The following is a 12,537-nucleotide window of genomic DNA, read 5'->3' as shown; positions in this document are numbered from 1 at the left end:
CCTTCTGACCGTTATCGTGAGACAGTCGGAAGGATGTCGCCGGTGCAGACGCCCCCTTGACGGACGATGCCGGCAGCTGAAGCAAAAAGGCCCGGCGATCGCGCATGACGCGCATCCCGGGCCTTTTTCATGAACGGTGGAGCTGACGATCAGACCGGCTTAAACGTAAACCGGAACGCGTACGGCCGGTTCGCCGGAAGCGTGTAAGGCTCATGCGTGGGCGCGCCCCAGCTGTCGTCGCCGCCGACGCCCATCTGCTTGAAGTTCACGCGCACGATGCTGCCGCGGCTCGGCGGCAGCTTGTATGCGTGGTCGCTCGCCTTGATCTCGGCGGGCGTCCACGGGAGCGCGCTCAGCTCGAACGGCAGCGCGCTCTCGAAGCGCAGGCCGCGGCCGTCGCCGCCGGTCAGCTCAGCGTAGCGCACGTCGGTCTTGTTGCCGCATTCCTGCGGCCGCAGGTACGGCACGAACTGCTCGGCGACCTTGCCGGCATAGCGGCCGAGGCGCGCGCCGGTGCGGCGATCCCAGTGATTCTCGTGCGGGCCGCGGCCGTACCAGGACACCGTGTCCAGCGCGCCGTCCAGCTCGAACATCAGGCCGAACGCCGGCAGCTCCGGCAGCGCATCGCTGCCCGGGCTCAGCTCCTGCGTCGCCTCGACGGCGCCGTCCGGACCGATCGCGTAGCGCAGCGTGACTACGCTTGAAGCATCTTCCGCGAGCCGATAGGCGGCGGTCACGACGTGCGAAGCTCCCGCTGCGCGCGCATCCAGTCCGGCGAGCTGAAGGCTGCTGCCCGCGTCGCGCCAGATCGCGCAGCGCTCGCCCATTTTGTTGCCGCGGTCGTTGTCGGTCTCGGGCCGCCAGAAGTAAGGAAGCAGCGGCGCGATGAGCAGCTCGCGACCGTCGACCGCATAGGAGACCAGCGCGCCGGTCGTTCGGTCGAAGCGCAGCGCGAACCGCTCGCCGCTCACCGTCAGCGCGGCGCCGGACTCCGCAGCAACTACCGCAGCAGCTGCGACAGCAGCGCCTTCGCCGGCCGCGGCTACCTGCGCGTCGGCCGGCGAGCCGGTGCCCGCGCCCACGGCGGTCTGCGCCTTCAGCACGAACTGATCCCATGCGACTTCATGACCCGCCTCTGCCCATGTCGTATCGGCTTTCAATACGAGCGACAGCAGCAGCGTCGCTTCTCCGTCTCCGGGCAGCGCGTCCCACGCATAAGGCACGACGATCTCGGCGGTTTCGCCCGGCGCTAGCGCCAGCTCGAGCGCGCCGCTCTCGCGCGTCACGCCGTCGATCGCGATCTCCCAGCGCAGCGCGTACGCCGACAGATCGGTGAACAGATGCTTGTTGCGGACGCTGAAGCGCCCTTCGCGCAGATCGACTGCCGTCCACGACGCGTTCTGATAGCACTTTTTGACCTCGAGCAGCTTGGGCGTGACCGTGCGGTCCGCGAAGAGCAGACCGTTGCCGCTGAAGTTTCCGTCGTGCGGGGATTCGCCGAAGTCGCCGCCGTAGGCGAGGTACTCGACGCCCTCCGGCGTGCGCGTGCGGATCGCCTGGTCGACCCAGTCCCAGATGAACGCGCCCTGCAGGATATCGTACTTGTCGAACAGCTCCCAGTAGAGGTGCAGGCCGCCGCAGGAATTGCCCATCGCATGGCTGTATTCGCACAAAATATAAGGCTTCTTGGGCTTGTTCTGCGCGTAGCGCTCGACATCCGCGGGCTTGGCGTACATCGTCGACTCGATGTCGGACGCGGCGTCGTAGGCTCTGTGATGGAACGTACCCTCGTAATGCACCAGGCGCGACGGATCGGACTGCTTCAGGAAATCGTGCATCGCGATGAAGTTCTCGCCGCCGTACGACTCGTTGCCGAGCGACCAGATGACGATGGACGGATGGTTCTTGTCCCGCTGCATCATCGAGTTGGCGCGGTCGAGCACGTTGTCCCGCCATTCCGGCTTGCTGCCCGGCACGTTGAATTCCTTTTCCTCCTCTTGGCCGTACTCCCAGCTGCCGTGCGTCTCCAGATTGGTCTCGTCGATGACGTACAGGCCGTATTCGTCGCAAAGGTCATACCAGATCGGCTGATTCGGATAGTGCGACGTGCGGACGGCGTTGACGTTATGGGTTTTCATGAGCAGGATGTCGCGGATCATGTCCGACTTGGACAGCGCGCGTCCGGTGTCGCAAGAAAACTCGTGGCGGTTGACGCCCTTGAAGAGGATCCGCTCCCCGTTGATCTTCATGAGCCCGTCCTTGAGCTCGAACGCGCGGAAGCCGATGCGGCAGCCCGTGGTATGCAGCAGCGAACCGTCGTCGCCGTAGAGCGACAGGACCAGCGTGTACAAATGAGGCGACTCGGCGCTCCATTTAAGCGGCGCCGTCACCGGGGCGGACAGCGTCAGCGCTAGTTCTTCCTCGGCGGCAGAGGCGACGGCCAGCGAGTAAGCGGCGTCCCATACGGCGCGGCCGGACGCGTCGTAAAGCTGCAGGTCCAGGCGGCTCGCGTCATAGCGGTTGCCGAAGTAGTTTTCCAGCTTCACGTCCACGGCCAGCACCGCGTCGCGATAGTCCGCGTCCAGCGTCGGCTTCGCGAAGAAGTCCGACACCCGCAGCGCAGGGGCGGAGTACAGGTACACGTCGCGGAAAATGCCCGACAGCCGCCAGAAGTCCTGATCCTCCAGCCAGCTTGCGTCGCACCAGCGGTACACCTCGACGGCCAGCTTGTTTTCTCCTTCGACCAGGTAGGCCGTGATGTCGAACTCCGCGGGCGTGAACGTGTCCTCGCTATAACCTGCCAGCTCGCCGTTGACCCAGACGTAGAAGGCGGACTCGACGCCTTGGAAGCTTAGAAATACGGGCTGTCCTGCCCACGAAGCGGGCACTTCGAACGAGCGGACGTAAGAGCCGACCGGGTTGTAAGCCGTAGGCGCGAACGGCGCCTTCAGCTCGGGCTCGCGCTCGGACCACGGATAGCGGATATTCGTATATTGCGGATAATCGTAGCCATGGAACTGCCAATGCGAAGGCACCGGCATGTCAGCCCAGCCGCTCAGATCATAATCCGTCCGGTAAAAGTCGGCCGCGCGCTCGTCGGGCGTGTCCGCGAGGGAGAATTTCCAAGTGCCGTTCAACGAAAGGAAATAGGGCGACGCGGTCGGATCCGCTGCGAGAACGCCATCGGCGGATGCATATGCCATCATATGGGAATGCGCTTCCAACCGGTTCACCTGGAAGACGTCGGGGTTGTTGTTCCATTCGGGATAGCCGTTGGCCGGCGGGGTATATTGCAGCTTCTGACGCACTGGCAGCGCTCCTCTTCAATTGATGTCGTTAATATATTCACATTATAGTCCGTATAGTAGAGTGGTTATATAAAAGGATTTTATTCCGAACTATAAAAATATGAAACGAGCGATGCCAGTTGAAAAGCAAAATGCTGTTCTGCCGGACGGACCGGACGTCGCTGCTGCCAGTGTACGTGACTTCGATCGGTTATTGGGAGCACCAACCGGAGACCGAGCGCGAGGACGGCTTCCCCGATTATCAGCTGCACCAGACGATTCGGGGAGTAGGCGAGTATACCGTGGAGGGGCGGACCGTCCGCGTCGGCCCCGGAGAAGCGTTCGTCCTGTACCCCGGCGTTCGGCATTCGTACCGCCCCGTCTCGAAGCCGTGGGAGATGGCATGGGTCGCGTTCAACGGCAGAGAGGCAGGCGCGCTGCTGCGTTACGCCGGTTGGCGCGCTTCTGGAGGCGGCAGGCTGGCGGAAGGAGGGCTGCTGGGACCGTTCGCGGCGATGCTCGAGGGCGACTCGCTCTCGTACGAGGCGAATCTGGAAAGGTCGCACGGCATATACGCCCTCCTGCTCGAGCTGGGACGCATGCAGACGGCAGGCAACCGGGAGCAGGATATGAACCGGATGAAGCCGATCGTTGCCTACATCGAGGACAATCTGCACCGGGCGCTCTCGCTCGGCGAACTCGCGGAGGCTGCGGGGGTGTCGCCGCAGTATTTGTGCCGACTGTTTCAGAAGACCGTCCAGATGCGGCCGCTTCAGTACGTCAATTTGCAGCGCGTCGGACGGGCCAAGCAGCTCATGTTCGGCGCGCCGGGCCGGCGAATGCACGAGGTCGCGCGGGACGTCGGCTTCGAAAACGCCAGCTACTTCGGCGCGGTGTTCAAGAAGGCGACGGGATTCAGTCCGGAGCAGTTCAGGAGACTGTACGGATTGCCGGGAAACGATTGAGCGTGGCCGGTAAAAGGCAACTTTTAATGGCTGTCTATCGTCGTAACGACCGTTTATCCCGACGTGGAGTAGAGGCGCTTATGGCTGCCGATCTCGTTCAATCCGGCAGCCCGCCGGGCGTCAGCGCCGCGGCGCCGCAGAGGACGACGGCGAGCAAACGATCGGTCATGTCTTCGGCCGACACGGCTTGCTTTTCGCGCGCCCATTCGTTGGCCGCCCCAAAAATCGCCCAGCTGGCAGCGGACGCGACGGTCTCGGCGGGAACCGGCCAAGCTTCGGTAGGCGCGGGCACGGCTGCGAGCCACCGTCCGAACAGGGCGGCCAGCTCCTGTTGGACCGCCTGCTCGAACAGCGGATGGAGCGATTCGCGCCGCCGGCAGCCGCTGTAGACATCCGCGAAGTGGTCGAGCGCTGCGGCGATCGCGAGCCTCAGGTCGCTGCGGCGCCAGCCCGCGTCCGGCCCGAGCCGTGCGCCGAGCAGCGCCTGCAGCTTCTCGCGGATGACCAGATCGAGCAGGCCGTATTTGTCCGGGAAATGGGCATAAAAGGTGCCGCGATTGACGTCCGCACGCTCGGCGATATCCCGCACCGTCACGGCTTCGAACCCTTTCTCCTCGACCAGCTCGCGGAACGATTGCTTCAACAGCCTGACTGTCCTTCTGGAACGTCTGTCTCGTTGATACGCAGCTGTGTTAACGCTCGTATCCATGTCCGCATCCATGTCCGTACTCATGTCCGCGCCCTCCGTTTCCCGACAATATCGGGGTTGTGTCCGTTAACGGCCGAATCGTCGTTATTGTCGATTGAACGTTTCGCGTTCGGCAGGCTACATTATAAGCGAGCGTGCGGCCTGCGCACAACGGGAGCGACGACCGGCTGGCGACCGGCGGGCGCCTGGCTTGGTGCGCGCCGGAATCGGATGAGGGGGATATGTTTTGGAAAAGGAACAGAGAAAGCGGGAAACAATGAACGCGGTGCGCTTCCATGAATACGGCCCGCCGGAAGCGCTGCGCTTCGAACAGGTTCCGAGGCCCGTGGCGGGGGCCGGCGAAGTGCTCGTGCGCGTACGCGCGGCCGGAGTCAACCCGGGGGACTGGCAGATGCGTTCGGGCTGGGCTGCGGAAAAGTTCGGCCTCTCTCTAACGCTGCCGTTCACGCCGGGCTACGATCTGGCGGGCGTCGTCGAGGCGGCAGGGCCGGGAACTGAGCGGTATCGTATCGGCGACCGCGTATTTGGGATGACGGCAACGGCAGGCGCTTATGCGGAATATGCGGCCGTTCCCGCGTCTAGGCTTGCGCCGTTGCCGGTGGAGCTCGACGACGAACAAGCCGCGGGCGTGCCGATGTCTGCTTTCACCGCATGGACGGCCGTGCACGGGCAGGCGCTGCTGTCGCCCGGACAGACTGCGCTGATTAACGGCGCGTCGGGCGGCGTCGGTCACTTCGCCGTGCAGTTCGCGAAGCTTGCGGGCGCGCGCGTAATCGCCGTGACGTCGGGGCGCAACCGCGCGTTCGCCGATTCGCTCGGCGCCGACGAAGTCTTCGACTACACGGCGGACGATTGGGCCGAGCTCGAAGGGGCGGCGGACGCCGTCATCGATACGGTCGGCGGCGAGCGGACGGACGCGCTTGTCCGGTCCGTTCGCCAAGGCGGCACGCTTGTGCCTGTCGGGTGGGGCCAATACTCGCCTGCGCTGGCCGAGACCATCGGGGTCCGCGTGCAGGAGCTGCTAATGGCGCCGTTTGACGCGGATAGGCTTGCGCGGATCGGGGAGCGGCTTGCGTCAGGCGACTTGCGGGTCGAGATCGGCGCGGCGATGCGTTTAGCGGAAGCGGCTAGCGCCCACGCGCTGAGCGAAAGCCGACGGGCGCGCGGCAAGATCGTGCTGCGGACGGAAGCGTAAAGGCAGCAGCAAGGTCGTATATAGAAAGGAAACGCGGACCGATAGAAAAGTCCGATAAGCCCGCGCATTGACGCAGCGACGCCGGGGTGGTACAGTCGTGACCATATAAAACTCAGTAAGCGGGTGGGGAAAATGGCTTTATCGGTGAATCTTGCGTCTTCGGCTGCACCAAGCAGCCCCGAAGCGACGGGGTGGGAGCGAGCCCTTCATGCCGTACCCGAAGCGCCTGGTTTGGACATCGACGCCGTCTGCCGCGCGATCGAGGAGCGGGAGGCGGAGTGGATCGCGCTTAGGCGGGAGTTTCACCGTTTTCCCGAGCTGCTGTTCGATGTCGGCCGGACTGCGGCGCGTGTCGCGCAGCTTTTGCGCGAATATGGGCTGGAGGTGCAGGAGGGCGTCGGGGATCACTTCGGCAAAGGCGTCGTCGGCGTGCTGCGCGGCGGCAGGCCGGGACGAACCGTGCTGCTGCGCGCGGACATGGACGCGCTCCCGATCCAGGAGATCCGAGGACGCGAATACGGGTCCGAGATCGAAGGCGCGATGCATGCCTGCGGCCATGACGCGCATACGGCGATGCTGCTGGCGGCTGCCTATGGGCTCAGCCGGGAACACGAACGGCTGGCGGGCACGGTGCGATTCGTATTCCAGCCGGCCGAGGAGGGAGCCGCGCCGAGCCCGGTCGATGGGGAGCTGCGCAGCGGCGGACGCGATCTGGTCGAGAGCGGGGTCGCGGACGGGATCGACGCCGCCTTCGCGCTGCACGTCTGGCCGGGGCTCGATACCGGCGGGTTGGCCATTCACCGGCGGGAGGCGATGGCGGCCTCGTCGCATTTTCGCTTCACGTTCCGCGGAAGGTCCGGCCATCACGGCGCTCCGCATCTGGCGGCTGACGCGCTGCTCATGGCCGCTCACTTCGCCGTCGAGGCGAACAGCGCCGTCGCGGTCGCGTCCGACCCGCTAGAGCCGGTGTCCTTCGCCTTCGGCAAGCTTCAGGCAGGCACCGCAGGCAACGTCATCGCCGACACGGCGGAGGTGCTCGGCACTTACCGCGCCTTCGACGACGCGACGGTGCGGCGGATTCGGTCCGTGCTCGAGCGCTGCGCGGCCGCCTGCGCCGACCGCTTCGGCGGCACCGCCTTGCCGAGCTTCCGCATGGGCAAGGCGCTGATCAACGACGCTGCCGCGGTCGGACTCGCGTCACGGGCGGGTTCCGACGTGTTCGGTGCGGAGCAGGTTCGCGTGCACGATCAGCCGAGCCTGGCCGGCGAAGACTTCGCCTACTATCTCGACAAGGCGCCCGGCGCGATGTTGCTCATCGGGGTGCGCGATGAGGCGCGGGGCATCGTCCATCCGCTCCACCACCCTTCGTTCGATCTGGACGAGCGCGCGATCGCGCTTGGAGCCAAGCTGCACGCGCGGGCGGCCGCTACGTTTTTGGAGCGGGGATTCGAATAGATTCCGTGCTCGCGTATGTGCAAGCACGGAAAAGCCGCCGCAGGGGAGACCCTGCGGCGGCTTTTCTTAGGCGGGCCGGAACTATCCGCGTTTCGGCCTTCGAGACGAGATATCCCCTTCGCACAGGCACCGCTTTCTCCGCCGTTTTTACGGTATCCCCTTCGCACAGGCACCGCTTTTCTCCGGCGTTTTAACGGTATCCCCTTCGTTCAGGAACTAGGGATTCTCCGCATGAGTCGCTTCAGGAAGGCAGGCCGAGCAGCTCGGCGCCATTCTGATACAATATCCGCTCGAGCACGCCTTCCTTCCATTCCTGGCTTCGGAAATGGGACAAGGCGAAATCGTAAGGCACGTTGGGGTAGCAGGTGCCGAACAGGATTCGGTCGCTCAGCTGAAAATTGGCTGCCTCTACGTACAGCTTGCTGCCGGGGAAGCCGAGGTACAGGTCCGGGGACAGATAGACGTTCGGACAGAAGATCGCGAGCGAGATCGCTTCGGAGACGAAGGGCCAGGCGCCGTGAGAGATGATGATTTTCAAATCGGGATAAGCCAGCGCCGCCCGCGCGAGACCGCCCGGTCTGGCGTAGTCGTAGTCGATCTGCGGGCCGACGAGGCCAAGAAATCCGCTCAGCGTAATGGACAGCGGAAGCCCATGCTTCAGGCACGCTTCGAAGATCGGGTCCCAGGAGGGATCGCCGACCGGAACGCGCGGCTGCAGGACGGCGGGATTGATCGATACCCCGCGAAACAGTCCGGTCGCCGCATATTGCTCGATGGCGGCCACGGCGCCGGCGACATCCGGGCTGTCCGCGCCGATGAAGCCGATGAACCGATCGTCCGTACGGCTCGCCAGGAAGGCGGCCAGCTCCTCGTTCGACGACCCCGGCTCGCTGCCGCGTCCCATGATGACCGTGTGCGCGATGCCCAGCGCTTCGCCTTCGCGAATGACCTCGTCCAGCGTTTCCGACCGCACGGGCTCGAGTCCCTTCAGATTCAATAAGCGGCCGAGCGCGTCCTTGCCTTCCGCAAACAACGGTTCCCAAGCGGGGATCGGCGGCTTCATGCGAAAATCGATGATCACGTCGCGGTTCCTCCTTAATCGGTGCTCGTTTACTAGAGAATCTATCACCCGGCTCCGTCCGGGTCTAATCGAATAATCGAATCGAAGGATTAACAAACTCGATCGGATGCGACGATAAGAGGCGATCGCGTGGAAACCGCGACGACGTGCGGAAGGCGTCGAGGAGAGATGGAGCGGCCCCCGCTTCTTTCTATTTGATCGATCGATGGATTTAAAAACTCTATTAGACGACGTCTCTAGGCTGGGCGTATAGTGATTGCATCATCTTAATTCTGACTAAATTACCTGGAATAATATGACGCTTCAAGCCAGTGCCAAAACCCCGAGGAGGTCCGCCATGAAATTCGCTTTATTCAGCCTGCTGATGAACATTCCGAACGCGGTGACCGGGGAGACGCTGACCGACCAGGAGAAGTTTCAAAACGTGTTGAAGCAGGCCGCGCTAGCCGAGGAATTGGGCTTCGACGCCTATGGCGTAGGAGAGCGGCACGGCGAGCCGTTCTTGTCGTCGTCGCCGGCCGTCGTGCTGACCGCCGTCGCCGCGCGCACGTCGCGCATCCGGCTGCTAACGACGGTGACGGTGCTGAGCGTGCTCGATCCGGTACGCGTCGCAGAGGATTATGCCACGCTCGACCATCTCTCCGGCGGGCGGCTCGAGCTCATCATCGGCAAGGGCAACGATCCGCGCCACTATCCGCTGTTCGGCATCCGGGAGGAGGAGCAGTGGGAGTCGCTCGCGGAGCGCTACGCCCTGCTGAAGCGGCTTTGGACGGAGGAGAAGGTGACTTGGGAAGGCAAATATCGTCCGCCGCTCAGCGAGGTGACGACCTATCCGAGGCCTTTTCAAAAGCAAATTCCCGTCTGGCACGGCAGCGCGTCGAGCCCGCTCTCGACGGAGCTGGCCGCAAAGTACGGCGAGCCGATTTTCTCGTCCAACACGTTCCACCCGATGGCCAAATATCAGGCGCTGATCGACCATTACCGCGAGAGATGGGCGTATTACGGCCACGATCCGAAGGACGCGCTCGTCGGCGCCGGCGCTGGCCAGCTCTATCTGGCCGATACGAAGGAGGAGGCGATCCGGCGGTTTCGGCCGTACTACGACGCCTTCAACGCGACGGCTTCGTCGCAGCACAACCAATCGCCGTTCACGGGACTCGAGGACACGATCGAGCGCGGGTCGATGCTCGTAGGAAGCGCGGATAGCGTGATCGAGAAAGTGCTGCGCTACTACGAAGGCTTCGGCAACCAGGTGCTGGCGATCAGCGTCGACGGGCTGACCGAGGCCGAGCAGCGCGAGCAGGTGGAGCGCTTCGCGACGGATGTGATGCCGGTACTGCGACGGGAGATTCCCAGCGCCGTGTGGAGCGATCGGCCGCTGACGCTGCAGCGGGTTTGATGAAGGCAGGCGATCCCGCCTCTCGCAGCGCATGGCCCGCCAGGCCTCCATCGCGCCTGCGCCAAAGAGGCGAATATCGAGGCGGTCAACGCACAGACGGGCTGTCCCTTTCGCTCATAAAATGTGGCAAAGGAGGGGATTACCTATGCCAGCTAGATTTTTAGACTCCAAAACCTCGCAAAACGCAAGCTATGCCAACTCGATCGCGATCCCGATCAGCGTGGCCAACGCTCCGCAGCTGGTCGCCCAGCAGACGCTCGACCTGTCCGCAGGTACGGCGGGCTTGACCCGCGTCGAATTCACCGGCATTATCTCGCTTCAGCTGCCGCTGCTGCCCGCGGTAACCAACATCACGTTGGATGTGTACCGGGGACTTACGACAGGAGGGGTTCTCGTATTCTCGGCTTCGGAGAACCTCAACATCAACCTTCTCGGCCCGCAGCTCCTCACGATCGCCGGCTCGGATTTTAACGCGCCCAATATCGGCAACGTGGCCTACACGGTATTCGTTACCGCGTCATTGCTCGGTACGATCCGGGTGGGCCCGGAAAGCTTCAACTTCACGGCGGTCTCCGACTGAGCACGCCCACCGTACAATAAGAAAGAGCCCCGCGAAGGGCTCTTTTTCTTATTTCTAAGGCGCGATCACGATATCCGAATAGCCCGCGAATATCGTCTGCGAGCCCGGGGTCGTGTCCATCCATACGCCGATGTATCCGCCCGGAGGAACGCTGATAATGTCGATGTAGTCTCCGATAATGGGCACGGGCGTCGGGTTGTTGCCGTTCGGGTTGAACGACGTGTTCGTGATCCGGGTGTTCGTGAACGTCGCCCCGCCGGTGATGGAGCGGGCCACGTAGACGTCGAGATCGAAGCCGTTTACTTGATTGCTGTAGTAAATGACGTTGACGACGCCGGTCAGCGGGTCCACGTCGACGGAGGGGAAGAAGTTCTGGCTGCCGGCAGGCGCGCCGGTGATCGGGACGGGAGCGGACCAATGTAAGCCTTTATCCGTCGATTTGGACATAAAGATATCGGCATAGCCTTGGCGGTTGTCCTGCCAGACCGCGTACACATCTTCGGTAAAAGGCCCGATGGACCGGTCGGTCGAGATGCTGGCGAACGTCAGCACGCGGAAAGCATAGTTCGGCACGGGCAGCGGGTTCGGAACGGGAACGACGGGGGAAACCAACGTGGACTCTTCGAACGTCACGCCCCCGTCCAGCGACCTGCGGATGACATAGCGGAAGCTTGGGTTGACGGTGACCCATGCCGCGTATACGATGCCGGTCAGGCTCACGGCGACTTCCGGCCGTTCGACCTGGTCGGACTCGCTGGACAGCAGGACCGGCGTACCCCAGGTCGTCCCGTTGTCGGTAGACCGTTGAAAGAAGGCCGTCGAATTGCCGCTGTTCGCGACATTGAATTGATGATTGTAGGTTAAGTACAAATTGCCGAGATAAGGGCTCGATTGACCGACATCCGCGGCGATGTTGGTCTCGTCGTTGTTAATGTAGGAGCCGTATCCCGGCGCTACGATCTTGGGCGGGCTGAACGTCTCGCCGTTGTCCGTGGATACGTACACGACGGTCGTTCCTGAAGAAGCGCCGGGGAACACGTGCGCGGCGACGACGAACGTGTTCGGGAACGCATAAGCGACCGTCGGCGCTTCGGCGCCGGTAAACCCGGCGGGCAAGGGAAGCGTCGAATTGCTCCAGCTGCTCCCGCCGTCCAGCGAGCGATACAAGCCCGTCATCGGAACGCCCGACGTCGTGTCGACGGATACGGCTACCATGACGCCGGTAATCAGCAGATTTACGGCGACGCTGGGCTCGAATTTGGGAAATCCCGCCGGCGTGACTTGGAAGTTGAAGTTGGTCATTCTCACTCTCCCTTTCGTCAGCTTTGATTATATTAGTTTACTGCGGGGCAGACGCCGCTACCTATGCGGCAGCCTGCCTCCGACAAAAAAATGCGCGATTTTCGGGGCGTAGTTGTCCAGTTGCGCTTCGCGCGGCGGGAATAGAGTAGAGGGTAGGAAGGAGGGAGATCTCATGCCGACATTTACGACGGGGATGATCACGAACACGAGAGCGACAGGCACGGCGGCTACCAACATCGTCGTCAGCGCGCGGAATCTGGGGACCACAAGCGCGACGGTCGTCATCGAAGTGTTCGGCGTGCCGAGCAGCTCGCTGGTTCTGACGCCTCTATACGTGACAGGCTATATCCTGGCAGCCAACTCGGCCGACATCCGAAGCTTTTTTATCGCCGGGAACGTGTCCTACGAAGTGCAATTCAGCGTCACGGCCACGCTAACCCAAGTCGCTATGTCCACTTACGGACTGGACGAATTCGGCAATCTCGTGACCGAGCAGCGCGTGCTGCAGTCCGAGCTCACGCCGACTAACGGATTGACGATACCCGTATAAGCCCCTTCGGCAGT

General features: G+C 63.1%; 10 protein-coding genes. 6 read left to right on the top strand and 4 right to left on the bottom strand.

Annotated elements, in window-relative coordinates; all coding sequences use genetic code 11:
* Nucleotides 1-149 precede the first annotated feature (149 nt).
* Nucleotides 150-3,308 (bottom strand): beta-galactosidase, LacZ type, encoded by a 3,159-nt coding sequence (locus tag BM235_RS02190; protein ID WP_090108893.1) that lies wholly within the window; start codon nt 3,306-3,308, stop codon nt 150-152.
* 119 nt (nt 3,309-3,427) lie between these two features.
* On the opposite strand from BM235_RS02190, the gene BM235_RS02185 reads away from it, so the two are divergent.
* A complete protein-coding gene (locus BM235_RS02185) occupies nt 3,428-4,252 on the top strand; it encodes an AraC family transcriptional regulator (protein ID WP_090108892.1) in 825 nt (274 codons plus the stop codon).
* A gap of 97 nt (nt 4,253-4,349) precedes the next feature.
* Here BM235_RS02185 and BM235_RS02180 read toward each other — a convergent pair whose 3' ends face one another.
* Entirely contained in the window at nt 4,350-4,985 is a 636-nt protein-coding gene (locus tag BM235_RS02180) for a TetR/AcrR family transcriptional regulator (RefSeq protein WP_090108891.1), read from the bottom strand.
* A gap of 202 nt (nt 4,986-5,187) precedes the next feature.
* Here BM235_RS02180 and BM235_RS02175 point away from each other — a divergent pair, with 202 nt between their 5' ends.
* Complete coding sequence (locus BM235_RS02175) at nt 5,188-6,156, top strand: NADP-dependent oxidoreductase (RefSeq protein WP_143106616.1); 969 nt, start codon at nt 5,188-5,190, stop codon at nt 6,154-6,156.
* A 132-nt stretch (nt 6,157-6,288) separates the two neighbouring features.
* The gene (locus BM235_RS02170; protein ID WP_090108889.1) at nt 6,289-7,611 is read left to right on the top strand and encodes a M20 metallopeptidase family protein; all 1,323 of its coding nucleotides are present in this window, start codon (nt 6,289-6,291) and stop codon (nt 7,609-7,611) included.
* Nucleotides 7,612-7,852: 241 nt separating this feature from the next.
* Here the strand turns inward: BM235_RS02170 and BM235_RS02165 are convergent, their stop codons facing one another.
* Complete coding sequence (locus BM235_RS02165; protein ID WP_090108888.1) at nt 7,853-8,692, bottom strand: amidohydrolase family protein; 840 nt, start codon at nt 8,690-8,692, stop codon at nt 7,853-7,855.
* Between the two features lie 337 nt (nt 8,693-9,029).
* On the opposite strand from BM235_RS02165, the gene BM235_RS02160 reads away from it, so the two are divergent.
* Nucleotides 9,030-10,091, top strand: coding sequence for an LLM class flavin-dependent oxidoreductase (locus BM235_RS02160; protein WP_090108887.1), 1,062 nt, complete (start codon nt 9,030-9,032; stop codon nt 10,089-10,091).
* A gap of 145 nt (nt 10,092-10,236) precedes the next feature.
* Nucleotides 10,237-10,671, top strand: coding sequence for a hypothetical protein (locus BM235_RS02155; protein ID WP_090108886.1), 435 nt, complete (start codon nt 10,237-10,239; stop codon nt 10,669-10,671).
* A gap of 54 nt (nt 10,672-10,725) precedes the next feature.
* On the opposite strand, the gene BM235_RS02150 is transcribed toward BM235_RS02155, so the two are convergent.
* Nucleotides 10,726-11,973 carry a sialidase family protein gene (locus BM235_RS02150; RefSeq protein ID WP_090108885.1) on the bottom strand — a complete coding sequence of 416 codons (1,248 nt, stop codon included), beginning with the start codon at nt 11,971-11,973 and terminating at the stop codon, nt 10,726-10,728.
* 172 nt (nt 11,974-12,145) lie between these two features.
* Here BM235_RS02150 and BM235_RS02145 point away from each other — a divergent pair, with 172 nt between their 5' ends.
* On the top strand, nt 12,146-12,523 hold the full coding sequence (locus BM235_RS02145) for a hypothetical protein (RefSeq protein ID WP_090108884.1): 378 nt from the start codon (nt 12,146-12,148) through the stop codon (nt 12,521-12,523).
* The last annotated feature ends 14 nt before the right edge of the window (nt 12,524-12,537 follow it).

Source organism: Cohnella sp. OV330, from assembly GCF_900112065.1.
GTDB lineage: Bacteria > Bacillota > Bacilli > Paenibacillales > Paenibacillaceae > Cohnella.
The sequence above is the reverse complement of the archived record's forward strand: the minus strand, read 5'-3'. Positions and strand labels throughout refer to the sequence as shown.

Excerpts from the sequence above, each read along its gene's own strand:
- BM235_RS02180 (WP_090108891.1), bottom strand. The coding sequence starts at position 4,985 with ATGAGTACGGACATGGATGCGGACATGGATACGAGCGTTAACACAGCT.
- BM235_RS02170 (WP_090108889.1), top strand. The coding sequence starts at position 6,289 with ATGGCTTTATCGGTGAATCTTGCGTCTTCGGCTGCACCAAGCAGCCCC.
- BM235_RS02160 (WP_090108887.1), top strand. The coding sequence starts at position 9,030 with ATGAAATTCGCTTTATTCAGCCTGCTGATGAACATTCCGAACGCGGTG.
- BM235_RS02155 (WP_090108886.1), top strand. The coding sequence starts at position 10,237 with ATGCCAGCTAGATTTTTAGACTCCAAAACCTCGCAAAACGCAAGCTAT.
- BM235_RS02150 (WP_090108885.1), bottom strand. The coding sequence starts at position 11,973 with ATGACCAACTTCAACTTCCAAGTCACGCCGGCGGGATTTCCCAAATTC.
- BM235_RS02145 (WP_090108884.1), top strand. The coding sequence starts at position 12,146 with ATGCCGACATTTACGACGGGGATGATCACGAACACGAGAGCGACAGGC.